Here is a 17,018-nt window from a genome sequence, read left to right on the forward strand (position 1 = left end):
AGCTCCCACGTTAACGCTCCCTGGTCATCCGATCCGAACGCAACACCACCAACATCAGCAACCCCACCAAGCACAAACCCGCACACATCCAGTACGCGAACCGCCAGCCGAAGCCCTGAGCGAGCCCGAACAGCGGTCCGGCCAGCATCGCGCCGAGCGGGAACGAGTTCGTGAACAGCGTCGTGGCCCGCCCGGGCTGCTCGGGCAGGAGGTCCTGCATGTACGTGATGCCCAGCGCCGACGTCGCCGAGATGAAGAGGGCGTTGAGCACCTGGCCGCCCAGCAGCACGGGGACGCCGGTGCTCACGGCGGCCAGCGCGTAGTAGGCCACGCCGCACGTGGCCCCGGCGAGCAGCATGGGCCGGAGCGGCAGCCGGGTGGTCAGCGCGCCGATGGCCAGCATGAACGGGATCTCCAGGGCGGCGCACAGGCCCAGCACCAGGCCGGCCTGCGAGACCCGGCCGCCCAGGTCCTCGCTGATGAACAACGGGAGCGCCTGGATGCCGAGCGTCAGCGGCGCCTGCATCAGGGTGAACGCGGCGGCCGAGAGAAGCAGCAGCCACCGGGCTCCCGCGGGCACCGGCGCCTCCACGTGGTCGTCGGGGCGGGGCAGCGCCGGGCTGTGCACCTCGCGCAGCCAGAAGACGCCGATGAAGGTGGCGAGCGCGTACATGACCGCCGCGACGCCGTAGACCAGCCGGAATCCGCCCGCTTCGACCAGGTACGCCGCCACGGCCGGGCCGGCGACCCAGGCCAGCGAGAAGACGGTCCGGAGCGCGCTGATGCCGAGCGCCGCCTTGTCGGGGGCGTCACGTTCGAGGACTTGCCGGGCGTACGCGAAGCTCTGCGGGAAGAGCGACCCGGCAATCGCGAAAGCCGTCACCGCCAGCGCGAGCAGAATCCAGTAGTCGCGGACGAAGGCCGTCGCCACGCAGCCCGCGACGCCCGCGAGGCCGCCGATGATCAGCAGTGCCCGCCGGATCGGGTGGCGGTCGGAGAGCCGGCCGACGACCGTGGAGCCGACCACGCCCGCCAGCGGGTTGACCACCAGGAAGACAGTGATCTGCAGGGGGCTGGCGTCGACCTCGGTGCTGAGGAAGAGCGACAGGAACGGGCCGACCAGGGCGACCGAGATGCCGACCGCGAGAAACACCAGGCCGAGGGGGAGCAGGGCACGAAGCAGCTGCGGCTGCCGCCGCGAAGTGTCCAAGGCCATGACCCGCACGCTACGGCCGACGTCCGACATTTTCGACCGTGATTCCCTCCGCAGGGCTCGCCGCGTGGACTTGAGCGAGCTAGGCTCAACTCCGGGGTTGAGCGGGATACACTCAACTTCGAGCTGCTGACTCACGTCTTCAGGGGAGCGCATGAACGCCGAACGACTGACCACGAAGAGCCGGGACGTGATCACGGGGGCGGTCGCCGACGCCAACCAGCGCGCGCACGCGACCGTCGAGCCGTGGCACCTGCTGCTGTCGCTGCTGGACACCGGCGGCTCCACGGCGCCGGCGCTTTTGCGCGCGGTCGGAGCCAATCCCGCCGACGTGCGCCGGGCCGCCGTGCGCGCCGTCGAGCAGCAGCCCTCCGCGCGCGGCTCCTCCACCGCGGAGCCGAGCCTGTCCCGCGAGTTCGTCAACGCCATCGGCGAAGCCGAGCTGATCGCCAAGCCGCTCGGCGACGACTACGTGTCGACCGAGCACCTGCTGGCCGGGCTGGCCCGGGTCGGCGGCGTGGTCGGCAAGGCCCTGCGCGACGCCGGCGCCACCGAGGAGACCCTGGTCGCAGCGTTCCCGGCGGTGCGCGGCGGCGACCGGCGGGTCACGTCGCAGGACCCCGAGCAGACCTATCAGGCGCTGGAGAAGTACGGCGTCGATCTGACCGCCCAGGCCCGCGACGGCAAGATCGACCCGGTGATCGGGCGGGATGCCGAGATCCGGCGCGTGATCCAGGTGCTCTCCCGGCGTACGAAGAACAACCCGGTGCTGATCGGTGAGCCCGGCGTCGGCAAGACCGCCATCGTCGAGGGCCTCGCCCAGCGCATCGTGGCCGGTGACGTGCCCGAGACCCTGCGCGACAAGAAGCTGGTCTCGCTGGACCTCGGCGCCATGGTCGCCGGCGCGCAATACCGCGGCCAGTTCGAGGAGCGGCTCAAGAGCGTCCTCGAGGAGATCCGCAATTCCAACGGCCAGGTCGTGACGTTCCTCGACGAGCTGCACACGGTCGTGGGCGCCGGCAAGGGCGAGGGCTCGATGGATGCCGGCAACATGCTCAAGCCGATGCTGGCCCGCGGCGAGCTGCGCATGGTCGGCGCCACCACCCTCGACGAATACCGCGAGCACATCGAGAAGGACCCCGCGCTGGAGCGCCGCTTCCAGCCCGTGGTCGTGGGCGAGCCCACGGTCGAGGACACCATCGGCATCCTGCGCGGGCTCAAGGGGCGCTACGAGGCCCACCACCGGGTCCAGATCACCGACGCGGCCCTGGTCGCGGCGGCGGCGCTGTCCGACCGCTACATCAGCGACCGGTTCCTGCCGGACAAGGCGATCGACCTCATCGACGAGGCCGCCTCCCGGCTGCGCATGGAGATCGACTCCCGGCCGGTCGAGCTCGACCAGCTCCAGCGGCAGGTCGACCGGATGCGCGTCGAGAAGCTCGCCCTGGAGAAGGAGACCGACCCCGCGTCGATCGCCCGCCTCGAGCGGCTCGAGCGCGACCTCGCCGACCGCGAGGAGGAGCTGACCGCCCTCAACGCCCGCTGGGAGCGCGAGCGCGGCGGCCTCAACCGGGTCGGCGAGCTCAAGAAGAAGCTGGACGAGACGCGGGCCGAGCTCGAGCGCGCCCAGCGCGATGCCGAGTGGGAAAAGGCGTCCCGCCTGCAATACCAGGAGATCCCGGCGCTGGAGCAGGAGATCGAGTTCGCGGCCGCGGCGGAGGACGAGAAGGCCGAGCCGCCGATGGTCAAGGAGGAGGTCGGCGCCGACGACATCGCCGAGGTCATCGCGTCGTGGACCGGCATCCCGGCCGGCCGGATGATGGAGGGCGAGACCGCCAAGCTGCTCCGCATGGAGGAGTCGCTGCAGGCCAAGGTGGTCGGCCAGCCCCATGCCGTGGCGGCTGTCGCCGGAGCCGTACGCCGGGCCCGCGCGGGCGTGGCCGACCCCGACCGGCCCACGGGCAGCTTCCTCTTCCTGGGCCCGACCGGCGTCGGCAAGACCGAGCTGGCCAAGGCGCTCGCGGGCTTCCTCTTCGACGACGAGCGGGCGATGGTCCGCATCGACATGAGTGAGTACGGCGAGAAGCACTCCGTGGCCCGGCTGGTCGGTGCCCCGCCCGGCTACGTGGGCTACGAGGAGGGCGGTCAGCTGACCGAGGCGGTGCGGCGCCGGCCGTACAGTGTCGTGCTGCTCGACGAGGTCGAGAAGGCGCACCCGGACGTCTTCGACGTGCTGCTCCAGGTGCTCGACGACGGCCGGCTGACCGACGGGCGGGGCCGCACGGTCGACTTCCGCAACGCGATCCTGGTCCTGACGTCGAACCTCGGCTCCTCGGTCATCTCCGACTTCACCCTCGGCGAGGAGGAGCGCCGCGAGGAGGTCATGGCGACGGTCCGGGCGCACTTCAAGCCGGAGTTCCTCAACCGGCTCGACGACATCGTGGTCTTCCAGGCGCTCACCGCCCACGACCTCGCCGCGATCGTCGACATCCAGCTCGGCCGGCTGCGCGACCGCCTCGCCGACCGCCGGCTCACGCTCGAGGTCACGCCGGACGCGATCACGTGGCTGGGCGAGCACGGGTTCGACCCGCTCTACGGGGCCCGGCCGCTGCGCCGGCTCGTGCAGTCGGCGATCGGCGACTCGCTGGCCAAGGCGCTGCTCGGCGGCGAGATCGTCGACGGCGACACCGTGGTGGTCGGGGTCAGCGACCACAAGGACGGTCTGGTCGTCACCCGCGGCCTCTGACAACGAGAAGGGCCCCGAGGCGGTGTGCCTCGGGGCCCTTCTGTCGGTCTTGCTAGCTCGCGGTCGCCTCCCGCTGCCGGTAGGCGTGGCACATCAGGATGTCCGTGAGGGCGTGCTCGCCCTCGTCGGACCAGATCCGGATCCCGTCGCGGTGCAACTGGTAGCGGACGTCCTGGTAACGGGTCCTGGTGTCGTCATGGTGCACGACGGTGAGTGTGTCGGCGTGAGGCATGGGGAAGCACCGGTCCTAACGTTTGTGGGGCGGCCGCGGCGTGGTCACGCGGCCTGCGCAATCGGAAGGGCGCCCGGAACCGGTCTGCCAGGGCCCCTGCGAGCTTTGGGCGGGGGCGGCGACCCGGTCGGGCACAGGGCGGCGCCGGAGGAGTCTCCTGTCGTCGGCGCGCCACGAGATGGAAGTGTATGGCTCGGGATCGAGTCCTGTCGCCCCCTGATCGAGCGATGCATTTCCGGCTATTTCTGGCACTTCGGGCGATAGTGCCACATCGGCGGACCGTCCGGGCGCCGGTCGAGGTTCTGGCACTCACCCGTTACCGTGAGTGGATCTAGGAGGGAGCTCCGATGCAACCGGCCACCCCGCCATCAGCTGTCCGCCCGACCGTCGTGACCGTCTCGTCGTACCTGCTCTATGCGGCCGCGGCGGCCTCGCTCGCCGGTGGCCTGGCGTCGCTGGCAACCGTTTCCACGATCTCCGACATCTACCGCGACGCCTACGCCGGAACACAGGAGGAGGGCTTCGAGGTCGTCGCCGTCGCCGCCTCGGTCATCGGGCTCGCCATCAACCTGATCTTCGCGGCTGGGCTGGTCATCCTCGCGCTCTTCAACAACCGCGGGAAGCAGCCCGCCCGGATCACCACCTGGATCCTCGGCGGCATCTATCTCTGCTGCAACGGCTTCGGCCTGATCGGCGGGGCCGCGACGAGCAGCATGAACTTCGACACGGGTACGGGCGGACCGTCCACCAGCGAGGTCGAGAGCCGGCTGAACGACGAGCTGCCGGGCTGGTTCACCCCGGTGTCGACGACGCTGACCGTGGTGGTGCTGCTGGCGCTGCTCGGGGCGTTGATCCTGCTCATGCTGCCGGCGGCGAACGCGTTCTTCCGGCCCCGGCAGACGTGGGACCCGTCGGTGCCGTACCCGCCGTATCCCGGTTATCCGCCGCAGGGTTATCCGCAGCCTGGGGCTCAAAGTTATCCGCCCGGTCAGCCGCAGCAGGGGTACGGGCAGCCCGGTTATGGGCAGCAGGGGTCCGGGCAGCCGGGTTATCCGGCTTATCCGGGGTATCCGCAGCAGGGGCAGCCGTCGTTCCCCACTTACCCGGGGGCTCCTTCGTCCGGGGCTCCTTCGTCCGGGTCCTCTTCGCCCGGGTCCGCGGACGCGCCGTCGGATCCTTGGGCTGCGCCTTCCTCTTCCCCGCCGGCGTCTGCGCCGCCTTCTTCTCCCTCTGCACCGCCGTCCTCGCCTTCGGCCCCGCCTTCTGAGCCGCCGGCCTCTCCGCCGGTCGGGCCCTCGTCGCCGCCGGGGGATCAGGGGCGGCAGCCGACCGACCCCGCCTGACCTTCGGCATCAGCACGCGCCGCCGGGTAACACCGGCGGCGCGTCGTGTGTCCGGGTAGGTTCGTCGCAACGGATCACCCGGGAGACGTCTCATGTCGTACGCAGTCCAGCCCCCCGCCCCCGCACCGGCCGCCGAAGCGCCCGAGCCGTCGTCCCGGCCCGCCTCGGTCGGGTTGGCGTCCCTGCTGCTCCTGGTCATGGCGGTGGTCGGCCTGGCGTACGCGGTGATCACCCTCGTCGTCGCACCGGGCACCGTGGACCGCTTCCAGGACGCCGCGGCCGGCAGCGACGACGTCGACGGCATCGTGACGGTCGTCTGGATCGGCGCGGCGCTGAGCGCGGTGCTGGCGGTGATCGTCTTCGCCCTCTTCGTCGTCCTGGCGCTGGGCCTGCGCCGCGGCAGCAACGGCGTCCGGATCGCGACCCTCGTCGTGTGCGGCCTCGGCATTCTCGGCGGCCTGGCCTCGGCGCTGACGGTCACCGCCCAGGACGGCACGGACGCCGCGCCCGGCACCCTCGGCGCCGCCCTGGTCGACGCGTACCCGGGCGGGTGGATCCCGATGAACCTGGGCCTGGCCCTCGCGCAGGTGGTGGCCTATGTGATCGTCGGGGCTTTGCTGCTCGCGTCGCCCCGGCCGTTCTTCGGGCGGCCGCCGAAGCCGGAGCCCGCGGACCCGTTCGCCACGCCGACCTCGGCCCCCGCCAGCTACCCGACGTCCGGTCCGGCTGGCTACCCGACGTCCGGGCCCGCTGGCTACCCCACATCCGGGCCCGCTGGCGGCTACCCGGCTCCCGGCTACGCGGCCCCTGGTTACCCAGCTCCGGGCTATGCGGCTCCCGGTTATCCGTCTCCTGGCTATCCGGCCGCTGGTTACCCGTCTCCTGGCTATCCGGCCGCTGGTTACCCGGGTCCTGGCTATCAGGCTTCTGGCTACCCGGGTCCCGGCGGTTACCCGGCTCCGAGTGGCTATGGCGCACCCGGTGGCTTCGGGGCGCCGGGTCAGCCGGTCTATGGCGCGCCCTATCCGGCTCCGCCTGCCGTCCCCACCGAGGCGCCGGGGCAGACGAGCCCCTGGGCCGCGCCCCCGCCGACCGCCCCCACGGCCCCGCCGGCAGTCCCCACGGACCCGTCGCCCGCCGCTGCAGCTCCACCGAGTGCCTCGACGGTCTCTTCGTCCGCCGCCGCAAGCGCGCCCAGCGACTCTCCTGTGGCTGCGGCGGACGCAGCTGACTCCGTGACTTCGGTCACGTCGGAGGGGCAGCCGGCCGTCGGCGGCTCGGGAGAGGCATCGAGTGACGTCATTGGCGGAAGTGCGGCGGCCACGGTGAGTGATCGGAGTGATCGCGGGGATGAAAGTTCGCACGATGCTGCGGAGAAGCCGGCCCGGGAGCCCGGTAACAACGGCTAGGAGCCGCGTCAGTCCAGCTGACGGGGGACCCCGCATCGATGGGTGTAGGTCACCCGAACGGGTGGGACTGCGCGCCGTCAGGGCTTCGAATTTCGCTGAGTGGATGATCTTTCCCAGTGGACGGACAAAGGTCACTCGCTGACATCGGTGTCACCCCGTGAGCGTTCGATGACCGTCGTTGTCTCGGGGCGCGCCGCCGGATCCGGCCAAACGTGCTTTGAGCTGCGTCTATGCAGCTTCTGAAACACCCGCCGGGGGTGTTTCAGTTAACACTATTTCCAGTTACTGACAGGTTTAGGCGTGCGTCAATAGTTCCTTTCCGCCCCGGCAGGGCAGAACGTTCCAGTTTTTCGGCAGGAAGTACTCTCGATGTCATGGAAGCCCACCACGACCTGCGTAAATTCATCACTGAATTGCCCGTCGCGCAGCGTTGTGCCGTGCTTTCATCGGGTCGTGAAGCTGACTGTGACGACCGCTCGCGCCGTGTGACGGTGCAGGGAAGGCGGTTCCGGTGACCGGGCGGGCACCGGGCAGCCGACGTAGTGATCGTGACATCGAAATGTGGGGCGCCTCACTCCATGGGCGGGGATCGAGGAGCTCGACGGCGATGGGCAGCGACCAGACGGCGGCTGAGGCGTTGCAGGAGGCAGAGACCGAAGTCGGTGTCGCGGTAATGGTCGATCGGGGTAGTGGCGGGGCCGTGCGGGGTGCCGGCCGGACGTCGCCGATCAACCTGTCGTTCGACCGGCTCCGGCCTTCTGGCCCGAAAGTCAGCCGGTTCGTTCCTGCGCACATGCAGGAGAATCGATGCAGTTGGTGGAAGGATGGAGATCGTGGGAACTGCGTTGGCGGAAATGACAATGCCTCAGATCTCGCCGCTGGCCGGCGAGCCTATTGAACGAGCCGATGCCGAGCGTCTGGCCGGGGTGCTGAAGGCACTCGCGGACCCGGCGCGGCTGCGGCTGCTGAGCCTCATCCAGTCCGCTACGGACGGCGAAGCGTGTGTCTGCGACCTGACGGCGCCGCTCGGCCTGTCGCAGCCGACGGTCAGCCACCACCTGCGGATCCTCACCGAGGCCGGCCTGCTCGAGCGGGAGAAGCGTGGCGTGTGGGCGTACTACCGCCTGGTGCCGACCGCTATCGCCACGATTGCGGACCTGCTCACGCCGCCGCGCAAGCGGGCGACGAAGAAGGCTCGCTGACCTTCGCGCGGGCCTGACGGCCCGCGCGGAGTGCACGAGGGCCGCGCGGAATCGGTGACCGATCCGCGCGGGGGGCAGCAGGAACCGCGCGGAATGGTGTTGCGATCCGCGCGGGGCAGGAGATCCGCGTGGAATGGCTGACCGTTCCACGCGGGGGGCAGAGGAACCGCGCGGAATGGACGACCGGACCGCGCGGGGGGATGAAGAAGCCGCGTGGAATGGACGACCGGTCCACGCGGGAAGCAGCGGAACCGCGCGGAATCGACGACCGATCCGCGCGGGATGAAGCGGATGCGGCGCCTGATCCGCGCAGGACCGAGCGGATGCGGCGACCGATCCGCGCAGGACGGGCGGATGCGGCGACCGATCCGCGACGGCAGGAAAGGGAGTCCGCTCACGACCCGAGCGGGCCCGGGCAGCACCCGCGGACGGGGCGGGCGAGTCCGAGCTCGACGGGGCGGGCACGGAGCGGCCCACCCACCGCCGGTCAGCCAGACTTTCTCCGGCCTGGCGTCACCGTAGGGCAGAAGTGACGCCAGGCGGAATATCCGACTTTTCCCACGCGAAGACCGGCCACGCCACGAGGGACAGCGTGGGAACCGACCGCGCGAAGATCAACCGCGCCACGAGCGTCCGCGCGGAGATCGACTGCGCCACGAGGGGCCGCGCGAAAGGCGGGCCGCGCGAAAGACCGGACGGAAGCCGCCGGCGCCGGGCGACTCAGCGCGAGCGGCGCGGATCGTCCTCGTCGTACTGCGGGTACTGGCCCGGTTGCGGGTAACCACCCTGCGATGGCCCGGGCTGCGAGTAACCGTCCTGCGAGTTCCCGCCGTAGGAGTTCCCGCCCTGGGGATAACCGCTCTGCGGATGCCCACCCTGGCGATGACCGCCCTGAGGATGCCCGCCCGGCCCGTAGTGCTCCTGAGGCCGGCCGTAAAGATCCTGCGACTGCGCATAGGGATCCTGAGCCTGCCCGTAGGGATCCTGCGGCTGCCCGTAGGAATCCTGCGGCTGTGCATAAGGATCCTGCGGCTTCCCGTAGGCCTGCCCGCCGTAAGTCTGACCACCGTACGTCTGCCCACGCTGGTCACCGCCGCCCGCGTAGGGCTCCTGACCGTACGGATCCCCGTAAGCCTGACCCTGCTGCGGAGACGAAGGCTGCTGATGCGAAGGCTGCTGGTGCGACGGCGCCTGGTGCGAAGAGTGCTGGTGGTCGGTGAACTCCTCGGCCAGCCCGGCCACCGTGGCCGCCGCCACCACACCGATCGCGGCCACCGGCCCCGGCTCGTCAGGGGAGGCGGAAGCCGAACCGGGCACCGACGAGGAGTCGGAACCCTCCAGAGCCGCCCGCTTCTTCGCCTTCCGCTCGCGCAGCGCCTCGATCAGGATCGGCAGCACCGAGATGATCACGATCACGAAGACGACCGGCAGGATGTAGTGGTCGATCTTGTCGCCGATGGCGTCGTAGATCTGCTGGGCCAGCAGGTAGCCGATGAGCAGCACGCCGTCGGTCCACAGGATGGCCCCGACGATGTTCCACAGCAGGAACTGCTTGGCCGGCATCCCCAGCGTGCCCGCCACCGGGTTGAGGAAGGTGCGAACGATCGGGATGAACCGGGCGAGCACAACGGCCTTGGCGGGACCGAACTTCTCGAAGTAGTACTCGGCCTTCTCGACGTACTCGCGCTTGAAGAGCTTGCTGTCCTGCCGGTCGAACATGCGCTTGCCGTAGCGAGCCCCGAGGAAGTGGCCCAGCTGCGCCCCGATGATGGCGCACAAGGGCGCGCCGATCAGCAGGCCCGCGAGGGAGATCCGGGTGCCGTCGCCGAAGATCGAGTCGGCGACGGGGGAGGCCGCGACGCCCGCCAGGAACAGCAGCGAGTCGCCGGGGAAGAAGAAGCCGACGAGCAGGCCGGTCTCCGCGAAGAGGATCGCCCAGACGCCGATGAGCCCGAAGGTCTGGAGCAGATCCTTCGGGTCCATCGGGTTCAATGCGAGCTGCTCGGTGAGCGCTTGGGTAACCACGCCTGGAAGGGTACCGGTAGGTTGCAGTGCCGAACCTGTACGCGGCCTGTGATTCAGAGCCGGGGGTCCACAGGTTCGGACTCCGCGGCCAGGATGGCGAAAACCAGCTCGTGGATCCGCCACAGGGGCGCGCCCTCGGCCAACCGGTCCAGCGCCGCCAGGCCCAGCCCGTGCTCGCGCAGGGCCAGCGACCGCTTGCGGCCGAGCTGCCGCTGCCGGAGGCGTTCGAGCTGCTCGGGACGGGTGTACTCGGGGCCGTAGATGATCCGCAGGTACTCCCGGCCGCGGCACTTCACGCCCGGCTGCACCAGCCGGCCGCGCTCGTCGGTGGCGCCGAGCCCGGCCCACGGCTTGACGACCATGCCCTCCCCGCCGGCGGCGGTCAGGTCGAGCCACCACTCGGTCGCCGCGGCCTCGGCCGCCGGGTCGTTCAGATCGACGATCATCCGCCGGGTGGGCGTGAAGACCGTCGGATCGGCCGCCACCAGCTTGTCGGCCTGCGCCAGGTGCCACCCGTGATCGGCGCCGGCGTAACTGACTCCCGGCCCGGCGAGCACGGCGAACGGCGCCAGCGTCACCCCGTCCAGCCCGTCGACCGGCCGCACGTACGCCCGGTAGGCCGCCGAGAATCCCGCGATCTCCGACGACCGCAGAGCCAGCCGCTCCTGCAGCGCGGACACGTCAAGTCCGCGCGCAGCCGCCCGGTCGAGCACCCCGAGCGCGGCGGGCAGGGCAGCCCGAGCCGCCGCCCCGACGCTCGCGTACCGCTCGCGGATCAGCCCGCCCGCCTTCGCCGACCACGGCAGCACTTCGACGTCGAGCAGCAGCCAGTCGTCGAGCAGATCGGACGCAGCCGCCCGTACCCGGGAAAGCAGGGCCGAGGTCAGGGCAGCGTCGAAGAACGGCCGCCCGGTCCGCGTCCAGATCGCGTCGCCGGCACCGTCGCGGGAGACGCGAACCACCGCCCGCGACCCCATGTGCTTCTCCTCGCACACGACCTTGTCCACTCCGGCCGCCCGCATGTCCGCGAACGCGGTCGACGGGTGCTCCAGGTAACCGGGAAGCTGCGAGGTCGAGCAGGGTGCCATAGTCGGCGGCAGCCACACCAGCGTCGCCGGGTCCAGCGCGAACCGGCTCATCACCTCGAGCGCCGCGGCGGCGTTCTCGGCGGGCACGGTCGTCCGCCCGTACCCGTAATCAATGTGTCGTCGCCCGATGACGTCGGACAGGTCGAGACCGTGCTCCGGGCGCGCTGAGGTGACGAGCGGCCGCACCGGCGCGTAGTACTCCCGCGCGGCCGGTACGGACACCAGCTCCCGGGACGGCCAGCGCAGCGCGGTCAGCTTCCCGCCGAACACGCAACCGGTGTCGAGGCAGATCGTGTTGTTGATCCACTCCGGCTCGGGCGTCGGCACGTGCCCGTAGACCACGGCGGCCGACCCGCGGTAGTCGCGCGCCCACGGGTAGCGCACCGGGAGCCCGTACTCGTCGGTCTCGCCTGTGGTTTCGCCGTAGAGCGCGAAGGACCGCACGCGTCCGGAGGCCCGCCCGTGATAGGCCTCCTTGAGCCCGGCGTGCGCGACCACCAGCTTGCCGCCGTCCAGCACGTAGTGGCTGACCAGCCCGTCGATGAACGCCCGGACCTCGGCCACGAACTCCGGCGGCTCCTGCGCGAGCTGCTCGAGCGTCTCGGGCAGCCCGTGCGTCAGCTGCACGTTGCGGCCGTTGAGCTTGCGCGCCAGCTTCTGCTCGTGGTTCCCCGGCACGCAGATGGCCGAGCCGCTGCGCACCATGCCCATGACCAGGCGCAGCACCCCGGGCGAGTCCGGCCCGCGGTCCACGAGGTCGCCCACGAAGACCGCCGTACGCCCCTCCGGGTGCACCGCGTCGTCGCGCGTGACCGCGTACCCCAGCTTGGTCAGCAGTGCGACCAGCTCGGCGTGGCACCCGTGCACGTCGCCGATGATGTCGAAGGGTCCGGTCAGCTCCCGCTTGTCGTTGAACAGCTTCTCGTAGCCGATCGTGGCGGCCGCGATCTCCTCGGGGCCGCGCAGCACGTGCACCTTGCGGAAGCCCTCCTTCGCGAGCTGCCCGAGCGAGCGCCGCAGGTCACGGTGCATCCGGGTGAGGACCTGCCGCCCGAAGGTACGGTCGGCCCGCGCCTGGGTCCGCTCCCACGCCAGCGCCTCGGGGACGTCGAGCACGATGGCGACGGGCAGCACGTCGTGCTCCCGGGCGACCTTGACCAGTCCCGCCCGGGCGTGGGTCTGCAGGTTGGTGGCGTCCACGACGGTGAGCCGGCCCGCGGCGAGACGCTTGCCGGCCACGTAGTGCAGCACGTCGAAGGCGTCGCCGGACGCGGACTGGTCGTTCTCGTCGTCGGCGACCAGGCCCCGGAAGTAGTCGGAGGAGAGGACCTGGGTCGGGGCGAAGTGGGCTCGCGCGAAGGTCGACTTGCCGGACCCGGAGATGCCGACGAGCGCCACGAGGGCGAGCTCGGGGATGTCGATCATGATCCCTCCCGGGTGAAGACGGCCAGCTGCGTGGGCCGGCCGTGAGATTCGTCCGCGTCGCCGACGCCGCTGACCACGACGGAATAGCCGTGGGCGGCCGCTGTTCTATCGGTCCACGCGGCGAACTCCGCGCGGTCCCACTCGAAGCGATGGTCGCTGTGCCGCATGCCGGTCAACCCCTCGTACAGCACGTTGTACTCGGCGTTCGGCGTGGTGACGACGACTGTCGCCGGCCGCGCGTGCCCGAACACCGCCTCCTCCAGCGCGGGCAGCCGCGGCGGATCAATGTGCTCGACGACCTCCATGAGGACCGCGGCGTCGTACCCGCGCAGCCGGTCGTCGCGGTAGGTCAGGGCCGACTGCCACAGCTTCACCCGGTCGCGCTGCCGCTCGGGCGCGCGGTCGAGCCGCAGCCGCCGGTGCGCCAGCGCGAGCGCCCGCGAGGACACGTCGGTGCCGACGATCTCGGTGTACCGCTTGTCCTTGATCAGCCCGCTGAGCAGTGCGCCGCCGCCGCAGCCGAGGTCGAGCACGCGCGTGGCGCCGGACTCGGCGAGGGCGGCGAGCACGGCTTCCCGGCGCTGCTCAGCGAGCGACTGGAGGCGTACGACCGGCAGCTCGGCCTCCTCGTCGACGCTGCCCTGATCAGGGGCGACGAGCCTCTCCAGGGCGGTCTCGGTCAGCGATCGCCGGTGCGCCAGGTAACGCCGGATGATCAGCACCTTGGCGGGATGCGTGGCCAGCCAGCCCTCCCCGGAGCGGAGCAGCTTGTCGATCTCGTCGGGCGCCACCCAGTAGTGCTTCGCGTCGTCGAGGACGGGCAGCAGCACGTACAGGTGGTTGAGCGCGTCGGCGAGCCGCAGCTCACCGGTGAGCGTCAGGTCGACGTAGGGGCTGTCGCCGGCGAGCGGGTGGCCGTCGGGGACATTGTCCAGCGGGATCGGCCGTGCGGTGACAGCCCAGCCGAGCGGCTCGAAGAGCTCAGCCGGGTCGCCCTTGCACCGCAGCACCGGCACGTGGATCTCCAGCGGGATCGCCTGGGCGGCCAGCTCCGGCCGGTCCTTCGACTGCCCGCGCAACGCGCTGCGGAAGACCTTCGCGAGGGCGCTCGCCAGCAGACTGGACGCCGCGTACGGGCGGTCGTTGACGTACTGACCGAGGGAGAAGGTCGCATCCGCCCGCAGGCGCCGGGGATCGACGTCGAGCAGCAGGGCGGCCGTGCACTTCTCCTCGGTCGCGTCGGGATAGAAGACGTGCGCCGTCCCGGTCGGCACGTCGAAGGAGTGCACCCGGTCCGGGTGCTTGACCAGCAGGAACCCGAGGTCCGTCGCGGGAGCCCGGGTGGTCGTCACGGTGAGCAGCACCGGCCGATGATCGCAAGATCATGCCGCCGCGAGCGAACGATTTGCGCGCCACCGCAATGATTCCGGGGCCCGGTCCCGTCGTACGAAGCGGAGGTGGCCGTGACCTACGAGGAGTTCGCGGGCAGCCGGTTGAGCGGGTTGCTGCGCTACGCCGTCATGCTGACCGGCGATCCGCACATCGCCGAGGACCTGGTCCAGGAGACGATGGTGCGCGTCCAGCTCAACTGGCGGCGGGTGGCGCGCAGCGAGTCCCCGGACTCGTACGTGCGCAAGATCCTCACCAACCAGTTCACAGACCTGCGCCGCGGCTCGTGGTGGCGGCGGGTGCTGCTGCGGGCCGAGGCGGATCCGGCCGTACCGGTGGCGGTCGATCACGCCGACCGGTCCGCCGAGCGCGACCAGGTCTGGGCCATGCTCGGCAGCCTGCCGCGGCGGCAGCGGGCGGCCCTGGTCCTGCGCTACTACGAAGATCTGCCCGACCAGGAGATCGCCGACGTGCTCGGCTGCGCGGTCGGCACCGTCCGTTCGTCCATCTCGCGGGCGCTCGCCACGCTCCGCACCGAGCTGGTGGAGGCCCGATGACCCCGATCGAGGAGGAGCTGCGGGACGCTTTCGCGCGCCACGAGCCGGACACGCCGGCCGCCGGGCCGGTGCACGACAAGATCCAGACTGCCTGGGTACGCGCGAAGCGCCGCCGAACCCTCCGCCGGTCCGCGAGCGTGGCCGCCGCCGTGGTGCTCGCCACCGTGTCCGCGCCCGCCGCCCTGAGCCACTTCCGGCAGTCGGCCGCCCCGGTGACAGCCCCCGCGGCCTCGTCCTCGCCGGCCGTCGCCCGCCCGCTCGACGTCCTCCTGGTGGGCGAGGACGACGCCGGTGACGCGGACACGGTGATGCTCGTCCACCTGCCCGCCGACCGCTCGCACATCTATCTGGTCAGCGTGCCGCGCGACACCGTGGGCATCCGGGGCGTGGACGGCGGCCGCGTGCCAGGTGCCGTCTCCCACCTCACGGGCGTGAGTTTCGACGCCACGGTGACGGTCGGCTTCGACGACCTGCGCGCGCTGGCCGGCGCGGTGGGCCCGGTCGACGTGTGCCTGCCGGCCCCGGCGAACACGAACCGCTTCCGCACCGGCCGTCAGTTCGAGGCCGGCTGCCAGAAGATCGGCGCGGACGACGTGGCACCCCTGCTCCGGGCCCGTTACGGCCTGAAGGAGGGCCTCTACGACCGGGACCGCAACACCCAGCGTTTCCTGCGCGCGGTGGCCGCGAAGATGACGGCCGACGGCACGACCACCGACCCGGCCCGGCTGGCACCCCTGCTGACCATGCTCCGGGGCGACTCGGAAGTCTGGCTGCAGGCGGCCGCCTCGCTGAGCAAGGCCGAGGTGGTGGGGATCAGCGTGCCAGGCGGCGCCGCGCTCGACTCGAGCCGCTATCTGGGCGAGAAGTTCGACGCCGCCGTGGCCCCCGGCCTCTTCGCGGCGATCCGGGGCGACACGCTCGCCGAGTGGACCGCCGGCCACCCCGATCTGCTGCTCGACTGAGTCACCCGCGGCGGAAGCGGACGCGTACGGCATTGTCCTTCCGGGCAGCCGGCAGCTCGAGCTCGTTGTACTCGTCGGACAGAGAAACAGTGGCGACGCCACCGGTGAACGTGCTCGTGGCCCGGAGCAGGACGGTGTGCGTGACGCGGGCCGCTCCCGCGTGCTTCGTCCAGCCCGAGGGGCAGAGCAGGTCGACGCCGTCGAAGTCGCCCAGGGTCAGGCAGGTCGAGGCCCGGACCAGTTTTACTCCCCGGGGGAGCTTGATCTCGGCCATCGTGTAGTTGTTGCCGAAAAGGTCTGGATGCAGGGCGCCGGGCCCCTGGTTGAGCACGCTGACCTTGAAGGAGCGGCGGCCGCCGGGCGTGATGTAGAGCGGCGCCGCCACCACGGTCAGGTTGGGGCGCTTGCCGCGGATCGCGAGCTGCAGGCCGGCGTACTCGCTGGCGGGGGTGGGGTCGACCTGCGGCACCCCGGACGCGGCCCCGAGCGGCGCCAGCGTGAGTTCGGCGCCCGTGCCGCGCCGGGACAAGCCCTCGACCCAGCGCTGACGGTCCTCGAACTCGGCCATGGTGAGCCACTGCACCGAGCTTTCCGCGATGCTCCCGCCCGCCGCGTCGGCCGGGGCGCGCCACTGGATCGGCGCGGAGAGGCCGTAGACGCGGCCGGGCTCGAGGACCGTGTCGAAGACGCACGAGACGACCACGTCGAACCAGCAGTTGCTCGCGTTCGTGACGACGATGTCGACGCTCGTACCCAGTTGCAGGACCGTGCCCTCGATCGCGTTCGGGCCGGCGTTGCGTACCCGCGGCGTGAAGGACCCCACCTCGCCGGGGGCCGCCGAGGAGGTCAGGCCGGCATTCCCCGCGGCCAGGCTCACGCGCTCGGCGATCCGGACCGGCGTGGTGCTCGTGACGGGGTCCTGATCGTCCAGCCGGGCCGTGACCGTGACACTGCCGACGGCGCCCACCGTGGCCGTGGCGGTCGGGGTGACCAGGAAGTCGCCCATCGAGAACAGCCCGCCGCCGATCGGCCGGACGCCGGAGACCGAGCAGGTCAGCACCGTGCCGGCGCGTTTGCACGGCGACCACTCCTCGTCCTCGGTGACGATGAGGAGGGGGAAGCTCTCGAACTCCATCTCCACCAGCTCCGCGGCGCCGGTGAAGTCGACCGTGTAGCTGAGGCGGTGGCTGCGGGCCGGCTGCTCGCGGTGGCTGAGCGTACCCAGCAGGAAGGCGGTCTTCTCCCGCTGAGCCGGCGCCACCGTGATCGGGTCGAGGGCAACAGACAGCGTGGGAACGGCCGCGGCCGGCGCGGCGGTGGCCACGCCGGCCGGGACCAGCAGAACTGCTGCCGCCAGTGGCAGCAGGGACAACCAGAGGCGGCTGATCTTCATGATCGGAATCTAACCGGGGGTTATGCCCCGATGT

Annotated in this window: 13 protein-coding genes; 7 read left to right on the forward strand and 6 right to left on the reverse strand. The window is 71.1% G+C overall.

Translation table 11 applies throughout. The features are described from left to right. Window positions 1-10: 10 nt before the first annotated feature. A complete protein-coding gene (locus RAN62_RS32125) occupies window positions 11-1,216 on the reverse strand; it encodes a sugar efflux transporter (RefSeq protein ID WP_305788578.1) in 1,206 nt (401 codons plus the stop codon). A 151-nt stretch (window positions 1,217-1,367) separates the two neighbouring features. Between RAN62_RS32125 and clpB the strand changes: the two genes are divergently transcribed. After that, the gene (gene clpB / locus RAN62_RS32130; RefSeq protein ID WP_305788579.1) at window positions 1,368-3,959 is read left to right on the forward strand and encodes an ATP-dependent chaperone ClpB; all 2,592 of its coding nucleotides are present in this window, start codon (window positions 1,368-1,370) and stop codon (window positions 3,957-3,959) included. A gap of 52 nt (window positions 3,960-4,011) precedes the next feature. Here clpB and RAN62_RS32135 read toward each other — a convergent pair whose 3' ends face one another. Then, a complete protein-coding gene (locus RAN62_RS32135) occupies window positions 4,012-4,164 on the reverse strand; it encodes a hypothetical protein (protein ID WP_305788580.1) in 153 nt (50 codons plus the stop codon). A 374-nt stretch (window positions 4,165-4,538) separates the two neighbouring features. Between RAN62_RS32135 and RAN62_RS32140 the strand changes: the two genes are divergently transcribed. From RAN62_RS32140 to RAN62_RS32160, 4 genes are all read left to right on the forward strand, one after another. Further along, window positions 4,539-5,534 carry a hypothetical protein gene (locus tag RAN62_RS32140; RefSeq protein WP_305788581.1) on the forward strand — a complete coding sequence of 332 codons (996 nt, stop codon included), beginning with the start codon at window positions 4,539-4,541 and terminating at the stop codon, window positions 5,532-5,534. Window positions 5,535-5,626: 92 nt separating this feature from the next. Then, window positions 5,627-6,943: a hypothetical protein gene (locus tag RAN62_RS32145; RefSeq protein ID WP_305788582.1), complete on the forward strand. Its 1,317-nt coding sequence runs from the start codon at window positions 5,627-5,629 to the stop codon at window positions 6,941-6,943. Between the two features lie 374 nt (window positions 6,944-7,317). Next, complete coding sequence (locus RAN62_RS32150; protein WP_305788583.1) at window positions 7,318-7,458, forward strand: hypothetical protein; 141 nt, start codon at window positions 7,318-7,320, stop codon at window positions 7,456-7,458. 309 nt (window positions 7,459-7,767) lie between these two features. Further along, a complete protein-coding gene (locus RAN62_RS32160; RefSeq protein ID WP_014440216.1) occupies window positions 7,768-8,145 on the forward strand; it encodes an ArsR/SmtB family transcription factor in 378 nt (125 codons plus the stop codon). Window positions 8,146-8,865: 720 nt separating this feature from the next. Here the strand turns inward: RAN62_RS32160 and RAN62_RS32165 are convergent. Genes RAN62_RS32165 through RAN62_RS32175 form a run of 3 tightly spaced genes read right to left on the reverse strand, consistent with a single transcriptional unit; the run spans window position 8,866 to window position 14,047 of the window. Continuing rightward, window positions 8,866-10,170, reverse strand: coding sequence for a DedA family protein (locus RAN62_RS32165; RefSeq protein WP_305788584.1), 1,305 nt, complete (start codon window positions 10,168-10,170; stop codon window positions 8,866-8,868). A gap of 53 nt (window positions 10,171-10,223) precedes the next feature. Beyond that, window positions 10,224-12,683: a polynucleotide kinase-phosphatase gene (locus RAN62_RS32170; protein ID WP_305788585.1), complete on the reverse strand. Its 2,460-nt coding sequence runs from the start codon at window positions 12,681-12,683 to the stop codon at window positions 10,224-10,226. Beyond that, entirely contained in the window at window positions 12,680-14,047 is a 1,368-nt protein-coding gene (locus tag RAN62_RS32175) for a 3' terminal RNA ribose 2'-O-methyltransferase Hen1 (protein WP_305788586.1), read from the reverse strand. The genes RAN62_RS32170 and RAN62_RS32175 overlap by 4 nt, the downstream gene beginning before the upstream one ends. Before the next feature lie 99 nt (window positions 14,048-14,146). On the opposite strand from RAN62_RS32175, the gene RAN62_RS32180 reads away from it, so the two are divergent. Then, entirely contained in the window at window positions 14,147-14,629 is a 483-nt protein-coding gene (locus RAN62_RS32180; protein WP_305788645.1) for a SigE family RNA polymerase sigma factor, read from the forward strand. Then, on the forward strand, window positions 14,626-15,591 hold the full coding sequence (locus RAN62_RS32185) for an LCP family protein (protein ID WP_305788587.1): 966 nt from the start codon (window positions 14,626-14,628) through the stop codon (window positions 15,589-15,591). Before RAN62_RS32180 ends, RAN62_RS32185 begins: the two co-directional genes overlap by 4 nt. 1 nt (window position 15,592) lies before the next feature. Here RAN62_RS32185 and RAN62_RS32190 read toward each other — a convergent pair whose 3' ends face one another. Beyond that, complete coding sequence (locus RAN62_RS32190) at window positions 15,593-16,984, reverse strand: hypothetical protein (RefSeq protein ID WP_305788588.1); 1,392 nt, start codon at window positions 16,982-16,984, stop codon at window positions 15,593-15,595. Window positions 16,985-17,018 lie beyond the last annotated feature (34 nt).

The organism is Symbioplanes lichenis, from assembly GCF_030709675.1.
GTDB lineage: Bacteria > Actinomycetota > Actinomycetes > Mycobacteriales > Micromonosporaceae > Actinoplanes > Actinoplanes lichenis.